At 67.5% G+C, this 13,487-nt stretch carries 19 protein-coding genes; 14 read left to right on the top strand and 5 right to left on the bottom strand.

From position 1 onward, the window contains the following. Window positions 1-22: 22 nt before the first annotated feature. Window positions 23-484, top strand: a complete 462-nt coding sequence (locus EEB15_RS19730; RefSeq protein ID WP_141511590.1) for a hypothetical protein — start codon at window positions 23-25, stop codon at window positions 482-484. 10 nt (window positions 485-494) lie between these two features. On the opposite strand, the gene EEB15_RS19725 is transcribed toward EEB15_RS19730, so the two are convergent. Continuing rightward, complete coding sequence (locus EEB15_RS19725) at window positions 495-1,310, bottom strand: aldo/keto reductase (protein ID WP_141511589.1); 816 nt, start codon at window positions 1,308-1,310, stop codon at window positions 495-497. A gap of 54 nt (window positions 1,311-1,364) precedes the next feature. On the opposite strand from EEB15_RS19725, the gene EEB15_RS19720 reads away from it, so the two are divergent. The 3 genes from EEB15_RS19720 (at window position 1,365) to EEB15_RS19710 (ending at window position 2,967) form a co-directional block, all read left to right on the top strand. After that, complete coding sequence (locus EEB15_RS19720) at window positions 1,365-2,150, top strand: 2-keto-4-pentenoate hydratase (protein ID WP_141511588.1); 786 nt, start codon at window positions 1,365-1,367, stop codon at window positions 2,148-2,150. Window positions 2,151-2,166: 16 nt separating this feature from the next. After that, window positions 2,167-2,484: a DUF6172 family protein gene (locus EEB15_RS19715; RefSeq protein ID WP_141511587.1), complete on the top strand. Its 318-nt coding sequence runs from the start codon at window positions 2,167-2,169 to the stop codon at window positions 2,482-2,484. A 111-nt stretch (window positions 2,485-2,595) separates the two neighbouring features. Beyond that, entirely contained in the window at window positions 2,596-2,967 is a 372-nt protein-coding gene (locus EEB15_RS19710; protein ID WP_141511586.1) for a YXWGXW repeat-containing protein, read from the top strand. 39 nt (window positions 2,968-3,006) lie between these two features. On the opposite strand, the gene EEB15_RS19705 is transcribed toward EEB15_RS19710, so the two are convergent. After that, window positions 3,007-3,603: a 3'-5' exonuclease gene (locus tag EEB15_RS19705; RefSeq protein WP_141511585.1), complete on the bottom strand. Its 597-nt coding sequence runs from the start codon at window positions 3,601-3,603 to the stop codon at window positions 3,007-3,009. 79 nt (window positions 3,604-3,682) lie between these two features. On the opposite strand from EEB15_RS19705, the gene EEB15_RS19700 reads away from it, so the two are divergent. Both EEB15_RS19700 and EEB15_RS19695 read left to right on the top strand, forming a co-directional pair. After that, a complete protein-coding gene (locus EEB15_RS19700; RefSeq protein ID WP_141511584.1) occupies window positions 3,683-3,988 on the top strand; it encodes a hypothetical protein in 306 nt (101 codons plus the stop codon). Beyond that, window positions 3,988-4,437, top strand: a complete 450-nt coding sequence (locus tag EEB15_RS19695; RefSeq protein ID WP_370283734.1) for a DUF2721 domain-containing protein — start codon at window positions 3,988-3,990, stop codon at window positions 4,435-4,437. Before EEB15_RS19700 ends, EEB15_RS19695 begins: the two co-directional genes overlap by 1 nt. A gap of 59 nt (window positions 4,438-4,496) precedes the next feature. Here EEB15_RS19695 and EEB15_RS19690 read toward each other — a convergent pair whose 3' ends face one another. Beyond that, window positions 4,497-5,474 (bottom strand): LLM class flavin-dependent oxidoreductase, encoded by a 978-nt coding sequence (locus tag EEB15_RS19690; protein WP_141511583.1) that lies wholly within the window; start codon window positions 5,472-5,474, stop codon window positions 4,497-4,499. A gap of 60 nt (window positions 5,475-5,534) precedes the next feature. Between EEB15_RS19690 and EEB15_RS19685 the strand changes: the two genes are divergently transcribed. After that, window positions 5,535-6,746 carry an MFS transporter gene (locus EEB15_RS19685; RefSeq protein ID WP_141511582.1) on the top strand — a complete coding sequence of 404 codons (1,212 nt, stop codon included), beginning with the start codon at window positions 5,535-5,537 and terminating at the stop codon, window positions 6,744-6,746. A 30-nt stretch (window positions 6,747-6,776) separates the two neighbouring features. Here EEB15_RS19685 and msrA read toward each other — a convergent pair whose 3' ends face one another. Beyond that, entirely contained in the window at window positions 6,777-7,511 is a 735-nt protein-coding gene (msrA, locus tag EEB15_RS19680; RefSeq protein WP_370283732.1) for a peptide-methionine (S)-S-oxide reductase MsrA, read from the bottom strand. A gap of 103 nt (window positions 7,512-7,614) precedes the next feature. Here msrA and EEB15_RS19675 point away from each other — a divergent pair, with 103 nt between their 5' ends. The 5 genes from EEB15_RS19675 to EEB15_RS19655 all read left to right on the top strand — a co-directional run bounded on the left by EEB15_RS19675 (window position 7,615) and on the right by EEB15_RS19655 (window position 10,997). Then, entirely contained in the window at window positions 7,615-8,199 is a 585-nt protein-coding gene (locus EEB15_RS19675) for a molybdopterin-dependent oxidoreductase (protein ID WP_141511581.1), read from the top strand. Window positions 8,200-8,310: 111 nt separating this feature from the next. Further along, window positions 8,311-8,931, top strand: a complete 621-nt coding sequence (locus tag EEB15_RS19670) for an FHA domain-containing protein (RefSeq protein ID WP_141511580.1) — start codon at window positions 8,311-8,313, stop codon at window positions 8,929-8,931. A gap of 24 nt (window positions 8,932-8,955) precedes the next feature. Next, window positions 8,956-9,600 carry a hypothetical protein gene (locus EEB15_RS19665; RefSeq protein WP_158290170.1) on the top strand — a complete coding sequence of 215 codons (645 nt, stop codon included), beginning with the start codon at window positions 8,956-8,958 and terminating at the stop codon, window positions 9,598-9,600. An 86-nt stretch (window positions 9,601-9,686) separates the two neighbouring features. Next, window positions 9,687-9,947, top strand: a complete 261-nt coding sequence (locus EEB15_RS19660) for a hypothetical protein (RefSeq protein WP_141511578.1) — start codon at window positions 9,687-9,689, stop codon at window positions 9,945-9,947. Window positions 9,948-9,953: 6 nt separating this feature from the next. Then, window positions 9,954-10,997, top strand: a complete 1,044-nt coding sequence (locus EEB15_RS19655) for a hypothetical protein (protein ID WP_141511577.1) — start codon at window positions 9,954-9,956, stop codon at window positions 10,995-10,997. Window positions 10,998-11,016: 19 nt separating this feature from the next. On the opposite strand, the gene EEB15_RS19650 is transcribed toward EEB15_RS19655, so the two are convergent. Further along, window positions 11,017-11,646: a phosphatidylcholine/phosphatidylserine synthase gene (locus EEB15_RS19650; RefSeq protein WP_141511576.1), complete on the bottom strand. Its 630-nt coding sequence runs from the start codon at window positions 11,644-11,646 to the stop codon at window positions 11,017-11,019. A gap of 236 nt (window positions 11,647-11,882) precedes the next feature. Between EEB15_RS19650 and EEB15_RS19645 the strand changes: the two genes are divergently transcribed. Continuing rightward, a complete protein-coding gene (locus EEB15_RS19645) occupies window positions 11,883-12,230 on the top strand; it encodes a YciI family protein (protein ID WP_141511575.1) in 348 nt (115 codons plus the stop codon). A 5-nt stretch (window positions 12,231-12,235) separates the two neighbouring features. Beyond that, window positions 12,236-13,480, top strand: a complete 1,245-nt coding sequence (locus EEB15_RS19640) for an RNA polymerase sigma factor (RefSeq protein ID WP_141511574.1) — start codon at window positions 12,236-12,238, stop codon at window positions 13,478-13,480. The last annotated feature ends 7 nt before the right edge of the window (window positions 13,481-13,487 follow it).

Raw genomic sequence — 13,487 nt, 5'->3', positions numbered from 1 at the left:
CAAAAGAGCGCATGCTCGGCGCATGACCACACACAGCCCTGCCGCGGGCCCGCGGACCGATGACCGCGACGTCAGCTGGATGGAAGAGACCTATCCGCTTCACGAGGAGTTGATCCAGGCCGCCATCGACCAACTCTCCGCGAGAAACGAGCGAGCCAGCCTCGCCCGTGGCAGCCGCGCGCAGGCGGCCGAGCCGCACCAGCGCGGCAAGCTGCACACCCGCGTCACGGGCCCGGTGGACGGCTACTACGTCGCTTCTTTCGCGAGCCAGGCCGGCAAATGCGAGGCAGCTTTCGTGGGCGAATACAAGGTTTTCGAGGTTCGGCCCAACAGCTACTGGAGCGCGCAGTCCGTGGTCGGCGCGGGTACCTGCCGGCACAGCGAGTCGACGGGTGCGGGCGCGATGGAGCGAGCCGAAGCGCTGGCAGCCACGAGCATCGCCTTGCGCGCAACTGCCACGACCGTCACGGACATCGTGCTCTAGGTCTGGGGGGTCAGAGCTGCGGCAGCTTGCCCGCCCAGAACGAAGGCGAGGGCAATTCCCCTGTGCCCGCCACTGCGTTCTCGCGCATGTGCCGCGGGTTCGATGTGCCGGGAATGGCGCAGGTCACGGCCGGCTGCGACAGTACGAATTTCAGCATCACCTGGCTCCAGGCCGTGCAGCCGATCTCGGCAGCCCAGCCCGGCAGGGGCTTGGCGTGCAGCGCGCGAAGCATCTTCCCGCCGCCCAAAGGCAGGTTCACCAGCACGGCGATGCCGCGCTCAGCCGCGAGCGGAAGCAGGCGGCGCTGCGCTTCTGGGCTTTCCATCGAATAGTTGAGCTGAACGAAGTCCAGCGGTTCTGAGCGCATCACGTGTTCGAGCTCCGTATAGCCGGATTCGGTGTAGTGGGTGACGCCGATGTACGAGATGCGCTTTCCGACCTTCCATTCGCGCAGCGTGGGCAAGTGCGTGCGCCAGTCGACCAGGTTATGCACCTGCATGAGCTCGATGTGGCGGGTGCGCAGCAGCCCCATCGACCGCTCCATCTGTTCGACGCCCGGCTGCCGGCCCGTCGTCCATACCTTCGTGGCAAGAAAAGCTCTTTCCCGTGACCGGCTCGCATGCAGAAGCTCGCCCACCACGAGTTCGGCTGAGCCGTACATCGGTGAGCTGTCGATGAGCGTGCCTCCCCCGGCAAACAGCTCGGCCAGCACTTCGCCCCTCTGCGGCTTCTCGGATGCGGCATTGCCCACGTCGAAGCCGAGCCAGGTGCCGCACCCGATCACCGGTAGCGGCGTGCCGCTGGAGGGGATGGGGCGGGTATGCATGGAGCCGGACGATACATGTACAGCCCGCGGGCCGCAAGCAGAGCAAAATGCGACATGACCCCTGAAGACATCCTGGCCCACTGGGACCGCGGCACGTTGTGGCCCGAGGGTTGCGGCCTCGACCTGCCCGCCGCGTACGAACGCTCGCTGACGCTGCGCCAGTTGCGCATCGCCCGCGGCGAGCGTCCCGTTGGCTACAAGATCGGCTTCACCAACCGCAAAATCTGGTCCCGCTACGGCGTCTTCGCGCCCATCTGGGGGGCCGTCTGGGATACGACGGTGGTGTTCTGCGACGGAGCGGGCACCTTGTCGCTCGCGAAGGCATGCCAGCCACGGCTCGAGCCGGAAGCGGTGTTCGGGATGGCGGCGACCCCGCCCGCGAATGCCACGCTGGACGATCTCCTGGCGTGCGTCGAGTGGTTGGCACCGGGCTTCGAGTTGGTGCAGTCGCACCTGCCGAACTGGGTTTTCAAGGCCCCCGATACCGTGGCCGACGGCGGGTTGCATGCCGCGCTGCTGGTGGGCGCGAAAGTGGCTACGTCGCAGCTGCCGCAGTCCGCGATCGAATTCGACGCGCTGCTGGCGCGCTCCAGCGTCGCTTTGTGCAACGGCGGGCGCACGGTGGACAAGGGCGTTGGCGCCAACGTGCTCGACGGGCCACTGCACGCGCTGCATCATTTCCTGGAAGCGCTGCGGCAATGCCCCGGCGCCACCGATCTGCAACCGGGCGACGTCGTGACGACCGGCACGTGGACCGACGCCTGGCCGGTAGCCGCGGGCGAGCAGTGGACTGCCCAGTTCGATGGGCCCCTGCCGCCGCTGCAAGTCACCTTCACGTAAAGCGCTACCATCGCGCATGAAAAAAACCTTTGCACTTCGCATCGAAGGCAAGCACCCCGACCGGGTGCTGGATGCGGTCAAGCATGAAATCCGCAAGTACGTGAAACGTGAGCGCCGCCGCGACGTCCCGGCCGGTGCCGACTATTGGGATTTCGACTGCAAGTTCGGCTTGGCGCCCGAGAGCGCCGAGGCTGTCCATCTCAACGGTATCGTTCCCGCCATCGATGCGGCTGCCAAAGAGGGCGCGGAAAGCTTCTACGTCGAGATTCTCGCCAAGCCCGGCCACCGCAAAGCCAAACCCGCCGAGCAGGGCGATACGGTCGAGCCAGCCTGAGGCGACTGTCGGGTTCTTGTCCTACCTGCGTCCGGTCAACGCACGTCCACTCTGGGCGTTGGTCATTCAGGCTTCAATCTCGAAGCCGGCCATCCGTCCCCGGAGACACACATGTTCAAGAAGATCCTCATTGCCGGCCTGGTCGCGGCATCTTTCGCCAGCGTTCCGCTGGCGTCTGTCGCGCAACAGCGCACCATCATCATCCGCGAAGCACCTCCGCCCCAGCGCGAGGAAGCGCAGCCGCAAATGCGCCGCGGCTACGTCTGGGCCCCGGGCCACTGGGAGTGGCGCCGTGGCCAGCACGTGTGGGTGGCCGGCCACCAGGTGCGTGCGCGCCGCGGCCACCATTGGGAAGCCGACCGCTGGGTCGAGCGCAATGGCCGTTGGGAACTGCAGCGCGGCCGCTGGGCCCGCGGTGACCGCGACGGTGACGGCGTGCGCAACCGCGACGACGCGCGCCCGAACAATCCGAACAAGAGCTGACCTGGCGACCTGACCGCCCCGGCCTCGCCCCGGCCTTGCTTAGGTGAGGCCGAGTTCGTGGAACACGCGGACGGCGGCGTATGCGTCGTTGGCCGCGTAGACGAGTTGCGCTTCGGTCAGCCGTGGGTTGGCCCAGTTCGACGTCGTCGCCTTGCGCGATTTGATGAAGCGGCGGTTGAACAGCACGGCCACCGCGGCCTTGACGCCCATGTCCTTGCGCCAGCCGCGCTCGCGGAACACCGTGTTGAGCTCCAGCACGTCGGCGGGCTCCACACCCAGCTTGGAGACGATCCGCCTGCGGTCGTCGCCCAGGCCGAAGCCGGCCTTGATGACGCCCGCCTGCGCCAGCAGCCCGGCCACCACGGCGCGGCATTCGACGTCGTGGAGCTGAAAGACCCAGGCCTTTTCCAATGTGGCCAGCTGCACCACGTGCGGGCCTTCGGAAGCCTCGTTCTTCAGGAAGGTCGGCTTCGACTCGGTGTCGAAACCGAGCACGCGTGCCCCAGCCATTTCGGCCCGTGCCTCGTGTGCGTCCCCGGCGCTGGCCACCAGGCGAATCCGGTCGAGGCCCAGGCGGTCGAAGGGCTCGAGCAGCGCGATCTGGTCTTTGTCGGGGACGGTGTGCTGCGTGGTCATGGGTGGCGCGAGGATAACCGCGTTCCCCGGGGGGTCGCGTGCTGGACAATAATCCCCGGTTGTTCCTGCACCTGCCACGATGACTTATTCCATCACCCTGTACGAAGCCGATGTCTCGCCGGAAGAGCGCCGCCAGGCCGAGGCGCGCTTTCGCGGTGCGCTGGAAGAAGCATTGGGCGACGAGCAGTTGGTGGCGCCGGTCTATGCCGCGTACTTGCGCATCGTCGGCACTTATGGCGAAGCGCCCGCGCCCGACACGCTGACCGACGCCGAGCAGGCCATCTTCGATCAGTGGCGGGCGGCCGAGACTGCGGGCGTGGCGGCAGCGTTCGGCCCTAACCGCTACATGGGAGACGCGATGTACGAAATCCGGATCGAGGGGTGATGGTGGCTTTTCCGATCGACTCCGCTTCCGTCACGCACGGCATCCAGCTTGCCGTCGCGCCGGTGTTCCTGCTCACCGCCGTGTCCGGCATGATCGGCGCGGTGGCCGGGCGGCTCGCACGCATCATCGACCGGGCGCGCACGGTGGAAGACCGGGCCCGCACAAGCACCGACGAGGAGTTTCTGGCGCGTGCCCAGGTCGAGCTGGGCGAGCTGCGGATGCGCGGCCGGCTGGCCAATGGCTGCATCGCTTTGCTCACGACATGCGCTTTCCTGATCGGCGTCACGATCATCGTGCTGTTCCTGGGTGAGACGACAGCGTCCCAGATCAGCCGCTTCGCGATCGGGAGCTTTCTGCTCGGTGTGGCGTGCTTCCTGCTGGCGCTGCTGTGCTTCCTGGCCGAGACCGTGGTGGCGACGAGGCTGCTGAACTTCCACATGCTGAGGTAGGCGCGTCTGCGTCGTGACGGAATCGATGCGGCACCAGGGCTGTCACTCCGGGCTCGGCGTCATCGCACTTGCGATGCGATCTCGTAGGACCGGCGCCGATGGGTCGGGTCGAACATGTTGCACGCGATCATCAATTCGTCGGCCCCCGTGCGCGCGATGAAGGCGCGCAGGCTCTCACGCACGGTTTCGGCGGAACCGATGGCGGCGCACGACAACACGCTATCAAGTAACGCCCGCTCCGCGGGGCCGACCTTCTCGCGGTAGCCCGCCACCGGAGGCGGCAGCTTCGACGGCCGGCCGCTGCGCAGGTTGACGAACGCCTGCTGCATTGACGTGGCGCGCAATTGCGCTTCCTCGTCGGTGTCGGCGGCGAACACGTTGAAGCCCAGCATCACATACGGTTTGGCCAGTTGCGCGGAAGGCTTGAACGTTTCGCGGTAGATCTCGATTGCCTGCATCAATTGCTGCGGCGCGAAGTGCGACGCGAACGCGTAGGGCAACCCCAGCATCGCCGCAAGCTGCGCGCCGAAGGTGCTGGAACCGAGGATCCATACCGGCACGTTGGTGCCCATGCCCGGCACGGCGCGAATGGCCTGGCGGGGCTGGTCGGACATCAGATCCATGAGCTCGACCACGTCGCGCGGGAATTCATCGGCGTCGGACATCAGGTTGCGGCGCAAGGCGCGCGCGGTGGCTTGGTCCGAGCCGGGCGCGCGGCCCAGGCCCAGGTCGATGCGGCCCGGGTAGAGCGATTCGAGCGTGCCAAACTGCTCGGCGATGACCAGCGGCGAGTGGTTGGGCAGCATGATGCCGCCCGCGCCCACGCGGATGGTCTTCGTGCCGCCGGCCACATGCCCGATCAGCACCGACGTGGCGGCGCTGGCGATGCCCGGCATGCCGTGGTGTTCGGCCAGCCAGTAGCGGTTGTAGCCCCAGCGTTCGGCGTGCTGCGCCAGCGCGAGCGTGTTGCGAAACGACTCGCCAGCGTCGCTGCCTTCGGTGATGGGGGAAAGGTCGAGGACCGAAAAGGGGATCATCGGCCCATTGTGGCGGCGTCCGGAAAACCGCGGCGGGGCGGGGGCTTGTATGCTTTGCCCATGAGCACAGCCGTTCCGCGCCGCATCCTGCCGGTGATCGTGCTGTCGCAATTCGCCGGCACCTCCCTCTGGTTCGCAGTGAACGCCGTGATGCCTGACCTGCAGCAGGCTTGGGGCCTGCCGGCCGCGTCTGTGGGCACGCTGACGTCCGCGGTGCAGCTTGGCTTCGTCGCGGGGACGCTGGTGTTCGCGCTCTTGATGCTGGCCGACCGCTTCGAGCCGCACAAGGTGTTCCTGGTCTGTTCGGTGCTCGGCGCAGCGCTGAACGCCGCCACGTTGCTCGCCGACGGCCGGCTCCCCTTGCTCGTGGCCGCGCGTTTCGGTGTGGGCTTTTTGTTGGCGGGCATCTACCCGGTGGGTATGAAGATCGCGGCCAGCTGGTACCGTGAACGCCTCGGCGCCGTCATGGGCGTGCTCATCGGCGCGCTCGTTCTGGGGACGGCGCTGCCCCATGGATTGCGTGCCCTGGCGGGGGACGCCTCGGGCGGCGCGGTACTGCTGGCGGGCGACTGGCGGCCTTGGCAGGCCGTGGTGGTCGGGGTGTCGATCCTGGCGGCGCTCGGGGGCATCGCGACCGCGTTCTGGGTTCCCGTCAATCCCGAGGCGCCGCGCGGCTCGCGGATCACGCCCAAGGCGCTGGGTGCGATCTGGTCCGACCGAAGGCTGCGCGCATCGGTGTTCGGCTACTTCGGCCACATGTGGGAGCTGTACGCCTTCTACGTGCTGGTGCCGCTGGTGGTGGCCACGCGCGTCGCGGGGGCGGCTGTGAGCGCCGCGGCGTTCTGGACCATCGCCGCCGGGTTCGCAGGCTGCGTCGTGGGCGGCCTGCTGGCGCGGCGTTGGGGGAGCGCGCGGATTGCCCAGGTTCAGCTGGCGGCCAGCGCGGCCTGTTGCCTGGCGGCCCCGTGGATGCTGGCGGCGCCGCTGGGGCTGTTCCTCGCATGGCTGCTTTTTTGGGGCGCCACGGTGGTGGGCGACTCGCCGCAGTTCTCGACCTTGACCGCACGGAATGCGCCGCCCGCGGTGGTCGGCAGCGTGCTCACGTTCACCAATTGCATCGGGTTCGCGATCTCGGTCGTGAGCATCGAATTGTTTGTGCGCGCCTCGCAAGTTTGGCCGCTCGCGCTCGTGCTGCCGTGGCTGGCGCTGGGGCCCGTGCTGGGCCTGTGGATGCTGAGGCCGCTGCTGGTTCGGAGCGGCTCGGGCCCCTGAGCGTTGTCGTCGCGGTGGAGCCCGCGACGCCTATCGCTGCGTCACCAGTTGCGGCTTCTCGCGCCACACCTCGGGCATCACGGCCTTGAGGTTCGCGATCTTCGGCAAGTCGAACGTCGCGATGTAGGGCTGCGTGGGATGCAGCGTTGCGTAGTCCTGGTGGTAGTCCTCGGCCGGATAGAAAGCCGCGTACGGCGTGAGCTGCGTCACGATCTTCGAGGGAAAGGCGCGAGCCGCATCGAGCTGCGCGATGTAGCGCTCGGCGACTTGCTTCTGGCCGGCGTCGGTGTAGAAAACGGCGGATCGGTACTGCGTGCCGTAGTCTGGCCCCTGGCGATTGAGCTGGGTCGGGTTGTGTGCCACCGAGAAGTAGACCTGCAGAAGCTTGCCGTACGAAACGACCTTGGGATCGTAGGTGATCTGGACCGCCTCGGCGTGCCCGGTCGTACCGCTGCCGATCGCGCTGTAGTTCGCGGTCTCCTTCGATCCCCCGGAATAGCCGGACACCGCGTTGAGCACGCCCTGCGTGTGCTGGAACACGGCCTGCACGCCCCAGAAGCAGCCGCCGGCAAACACGGCGGTCTGCGGCGCCGCCGCCACTGCCGGGTCGAACGCCGGCGGCGGCAGCTTGACGGCACTCTCGGCCGCGGCATTTCGCGCCATGTAGAAGCCGATGGCGCACGCGATCAGCACGGCGATCACCAGCACCTTGTCGGAGAGGAACGCCATGGCCTTGGAGGGCAGGGAACGAGGTTGCGTGTCCATGATGGAAACAGTGATTTTGAACCTTGGCATCAGTCGCCGCACGCCACGGGTTCTTACACCCCGGCGCGGCCATAATCAGCGCTTTTGTACAGGAGGGATAGCGATGGACAAAAGAAGTTTCCTGGCGGCAGCCGCACTGGGTGGCATGGCATTGACGCAACCGGCGCGGGCCGCGGGTGGGGCAGGCGCCTCGCCGGTGCTGCTGACGGTGAGCGGCGCCATCGGCAAGGGCAACCGTGGGCCGGTCGATCCGTTGCTGGACCAGATGATGGTCAAGCAGAAGGTCGCTTTCACCAAAGCGCACACTTTCGACTTCGGCCAGCTCGCCGGGATGGCGCGCACCACCGTGAAGCCGACGCTGGAATACGACAACAAGCGCCACACGCTGGCCGGCCCGCTGCTGGCCGACGTCCTGAAGGCAGCGGGCGTCAAGGCCGACGCGCCGGTGCGCCTGGCCATGCGCGCGGTCGACGGCTATTCGCCGGTGATCGCCCTGGCCGAAGCGCGGCGGCTCGGGTTCATCGTGGCGACGCACATGGATGGCAAGCCATTGGCCCTGGGTGGCCTGGGCCCGTTGTGGGCGGTCTATGAACCCGACCGGTTCCCCGAGATCGTGGCCAAGCCGGTCAGCGACCGCTTCGCGCTGTGCCCCTGGGGCGTGTACCACATCGACGTGCAGGCGGCCTGACGGCGAAAGGGCGGCCGCGCGGGTCCGCCTGCTTGCCCGGCCGCGCGGCTGCGACTACCATGGGCCCGCGCCTTGTGCGCAGCCCGTGTCCAGGTTCTCCCGGAGGTTCCCATGCCGCAACTCATCGCATCGGTCGAAGGTGTCGAGATCAAGCACGTGTACCTGCAGAAGGACCGCACGACGCTGGGCCGCAGCGCCGACAACGACATCGTGTTCGACAACATGGTGGTCAGCGGCCACCACTGCGTGTTCGAGCTCCACGGCCTTGCGGACGTGTTCATCGAAGACCTGCACAGCACCAACGGCACGTACATCAACGGCGAGATGGTCAGGCGCCAGCGCCTGCACGACGGCGAAGTCATCGCCATCGGCAACTTCAAGATCCAGTTCCTCGCGGCGTCGGAACGCCCGAGTGCCTTCGGCGCGACCTCCGCGATGAAGCTGGACGCCGGCGGCCAGCCGCGGTTGCCGCACGCGGTGTTCCAGGTGCTGAACGGCTCGTCCGAGGGCCTCGAGATGCCGGTGATGAAAGCGGTGACCACTTTCGGCAAGCCCGGTGTGTCGGTCGTCGCTGTCTCGCACCGGCGCGACGGCTACTATGTGGCGTATCTGGACGGCACGGCCAAGCCATCGCTCAATGGCGATGCCATCGCCGACGTGCCGGTGATGCTCTCCAATCACGACGTGCTGGAACTGGCCGGCACGCGGATGCTCTTCATGCTCAAGGACTGATCGACGTATGGGAATGTTGAACGCATGGGAATGCTGAAAAAACTGTTTCGCAGGGCAGGCCCCGATGCCGAGCCCGCCGACGCGGACCTGGGCGATGCGGTGGTGCACCAGCCGGCCGCCTCGCAAGCCCGGCACCGCGAACTGATCCAGGTGGTGTTGCGCGACTCGATGGGCAAGCACGCCATCCCTTCGGACTGGATGGAGTGCCGGATTCTCTCCGTTGCCACGCCCCAGGGAAGGTCGGGCGTGCACGTGCAACTGATCGTCCGGCAGGGCGAAGAAAGCCTGCTCAAATTCGTGCTTCCGTTCCAGGAGACTTTCTGGCGGCAGCTCGAAAAGGTCGAGGCCAGGCCCCGCGAATGGCTGTTCAGCCTGGCTTGGCAGTTCGACGGCGACCACGGTGCCAACGGCGGCATCGTCGTCCCCGCCGCCGCAGCGGCAGCCGCCGAAGACTGGTGCGAAGACACGCAGCCGCCTGAACACGACACGCAGCCTCCCGACACAACCGACAACACCGACACCACCGTAACCTGGATCGACGATACCGAGGATCAGCTGGCAAGCGACCTGCAGGCGCTCTATGCCATCCGTGACGCGGCCTTGTCGGAACCGGCGCACCCCGCGGACACCCCCGCCGGCCGCCCGGCCGCCAATCCGGGACCCCGCTGAGGCGCGGCGGCACCCGGATGAGTCAGGATTGACTTGTCCACGGCAGCGTCGCCATACTGCTGTTGTCCCATGGACGGAGGCGGAACATGGCTAGTCTCAGCATCTCGAACGCCGTTGCGGGCCTGGACGGAATCGAATTCACGGGCACCGCGGGCGCCCTCCAGCAGAGGTTCGTTCTGTACCGCGACGGCCTCGAAGACCTGGAGTACCAGCTGTTCGAGACCGACGAGGCGCTGATGCAGGCGTTCCTGCGCCACAAGCTGCACATCGCCAAGGTGGCGGCCAAGGCGCTCGACGAAGGCAAGGCCGGACCCCGCATGATCGTGCTGCAGAGCCTGCTGCTGTAGCCGCCGATGCTGGATTCGACAGCCATCAGGATGCAGGCTGCGCCGGGGCGTGGGCTCTACGAATCCTTCTACTTTCGGGGCACCGGCGCGGACGGCAAGCACGCGTTCTGGCTCAAGCACAACATGCTGCGGCACAAGGGCAGCCGCGACGTCCGCCTCGAGGGCGCATTGGTGCTGTTCGACCGCAACGCGAACAAGACCAGCGCCGTCTACTCCTGCGAGGTGATCGACGCGCAGCGGTTCGAGCGCATGTCGCACCAGGCCATCGATTGGGAGCACGTGGCGCTGCAGCTGCACAACGGCTCGTCGGTGCAGATCGGCCGCAACTACCTTTCGGGGCACATCACGGGCGAAGGCGGCTCGGCGCGCTGGGACCTGCAAGTGCAGCGCAGCGGCATGAAGCTCATGCCGTTTCCCCACGAGAGCATGTACCGGCTGCCCTGGCCGTCCAACAAACTGCTCACGTGCGACTGCCACGTCGATTTCCACGGCAGCCTCTGGGCCGGCGAGCTGGCCTTCAGTGGCCGCTTTCACGGCATGAACGGCCACAACTGGGGAACAGGGCACCCGCATTGCTATGCCTATGCCAACTGCGCGCAGTTTCGCGGGCGGGACAGCGCGTACTTCGACGGCTTCAGCGCGCAGGTGCCTCTGGCGGGCGGCCTGGTGGTGACGCCGCGCCTGAGCGTTGGTGCCCTGCATGCGCGCGGCCAGTGGCATATCTTCAACAGCCTGCGCCGCGTCGCAGGCCACCCGGTGCGCCGCCTCGACGACTACGGCTGGCAGGTCGAGCTGTCCAACGACAGCCACCGGCTGGAGGTCGACGTCGATGGCGCGTCACCGCAGGAATTGCCGTGGGTGGCCCTGAACTACGAGCACCCCGACCGGCACCGGTCGCCCATCAAGAGCACCAAGTTCGCCTCGCTCAAGCTGCGCCTGCTGCGGCGCAACGGCGAGGTGGAGGACGAGCTGTTCAGCGACGCGTGCGAACTGGAAACGCTGCTGCCCGCAAACCGGCCGGCGACCGAGGGCTACGTCGGCGTGCCTTGACCCTTGCGGGCAGAGGCTGCTACAGCTTCGGGATGTGCAATGTCTTGCTGATCATCAGGCTGCCCGAGAGCACGAACATCAGGGCCAGTGGATGCAGTTCCCACGGGCCGGCGTTCCACACGCCGCCGTAGATGTTGTCGCCGATGCGGCCATACCAGGCGGCCAGCGCCAGCAGGCCCGTCAGCAGGACGCTGGTGGGGATGGGCGTCCCTTCGAAGTACTTCACCTTGCCGCTCGCGCCGGAGAGCTGTTCGGCTGTCACGTTGTAGCGCGCCAGCCGGCTCACGCCGCAGCACACGAAATACACCAGTGCCGCCGCATCCCAGCCCCCTTGCAAGCCGGCGGCAAAGCCCAGGGCGGCGGGCGCGACGCCAAACGAGATGATGTCGGACAGCGAGTCGAGTTCACGACCCAGGGCAGAGTGCTGGTGCCGCGCGCGGGCGATGCGCCCGTCGAGCACGTCGAAAATGAACGCCGCCGGCGCGAGGGCCGCCGCGGCATAGAAATGGAAGGCAAGGCCGCTTCGCATGTAGAGCATGGCGAAGAACACCGCGCCCACCCCGCAGGCTGCGTTTCCGAGCGTGAAAAAGTCGGCGAGGTGAAAGCCCCGCAACATGGAAAAGTGGCGGGGTGCGGCTTGCTGCTCCATAGGTCGTCCTTTGGCGTCGATGCCCTATTAGGCCCCATGTCTGCAGCCCATCGGTCGGACCGATGCCCCGCGGGGTGTCGGCGCTTTCCGACGGTTGACCCTCGGAGGGCGCCGGGGCGGGCAGGAATATAGTGAAGGCCCCACATTTTTTGCAGTCCGTGTCGAAACAGCGCTTGCGGGCGCGTCATTGTCATAGCGGCGCATGTTGCTCCGCGTCAACCCACCAGGAGTGAAAGATGCAATACATGCTGATGATCTACGGCAGCGAAGCGGCCGAAGGGTCCATGACCGAATCGCAGATGGGCGAAGTGATGGGCGCCTACAAGGCGTACAGCGAGGCGCTGGTGAAAGCCGGTGTGATGGCGGGCGGCGAGCGCCTCAAGCCCACAGCGGCGGCCACCACGGTGCGCGTTGTCAGCGGCAAGACCGAAGTGCTGAACGGCCCCTATGCCGACACCAAGGAGCAGCTGGGCGGCTACTACCTGATCAACGTGCCTGACCTCGACGCCGCGTTGTCGTGGGCGGCGCGCTGCCCGGGCGCCAGCCACGGCACCGTGGAAGTGCGTCCCGTCTGGGCGATGTAGCCGCAATGGGGGACACGGGCGAGCCCGCCCGCCGGGCCGCGCACGACGCAGCCCGGCGCAGCTACGGCAAGCTGGTGGCCTTCCTGGCGGCGCGCACGCGCGACGTGGCCGGCGCGGAAGATGCGTTGGCCGAAGCCTTCGCCACCGCATTGGCGAAATGGCCCGAGCGCGGCGTCCCCGACAATCCCGAGGCGTGGCTGTTGACGGTGGCCCGCCGCAAGATGATCGACGCGCACCGCGAGCGCAGGCTGGACGAAAGTGCTGCCGAGCACCTGGCGCTGCTGGCGGAACTGGCCGAGAAAGACCCGGACGACGCGCAGATCCCGGACGACCGGCTGGCGCTGATGTTTGCGTGCGCGCACCCGGCGATCGACCGGGGCATCCACGCTCCCCTGATGCTCCAGGCCGTCCTGGGGTTCGATGCCGCGGCCATCGGCTCCGCCTTCCTGGCATCGCCGGCCACCATGGGCCAGCGTCTGGTGCGCGCCAAGAGCCGGATCCGGCAGTCCGGCATTCCCTTTCGTGTGCCGGGCGAAGCCGACATGCGCGAACGCCTGGAGACCGTGCTCGATGCGATCTACGCGGCCTATGCCGAAGGATGGGACGACGCGGCAGGCACCGACGCGCGCCGGCGCAATCTTGCGGAAGAAGCGATCTGGCTCGGCGGACTGGTCGCGTCGCTGCTGCCGCAGGAGCCCGAGGCGCTGGGCCTGCTGGCGCTGATGCTGCACGCGCAGGCCCGTCGCGCAGCGCGGCGCGACGCGGCGGGTGCCTATGTGCCGCTGAACGAGCAGGACGTCTCGCTGTGGGACGCGGGCCTGATTCAAAGGGCCGAAGCCCTGCTCGAGCGTGCCGCCGCGATCGGCGCGCCCGGGCGATTCCAGCTGGAGGCGGCGGTGCAATCCGCGCACGTGATCCGCCGCCGCAGCGGGCGCGCCGACTGGGCCGCGATCGAGCAGCTCTATGCGGCGCTGCACGGGTTGACGGCGTCGCCCGTCGTGGCGATCAACCGTGCCATTGCGTTGGCGGAAACACAGGGGCCGCAAGCCGGGCTGGCGATGCTGGACAGCGTGGCCGGCGACGCCCGCCTGGCCGATTACCAGCCGTACTGGGCCGCGCGTGCCGGCTTGCTCGGGCGGTTGGGTAGCGTACGCGAAGCCGACGCCGCATACGAACGCGCGATCGGCCTGGAGCGCGACGCCGCCGTGCGCCAGTTCCTGCAAGGCCGCCGTGAAGCCTTGACGCGCTAGCATCCGC

The organism is Ramlibacter sp. WS9 (assembly GCF_003797765.1).
In the GTDB taxonomy this organism is placed as follows: domain Bacteria; phylum Pseudomonadota; class Gammaproteobacteria; order Burkholderiales; family Burkholderiaceae_C; genus Ramlibacter.
This window is presented reverse-complemented; position numbering and strand designations above follow the sequence as displayed.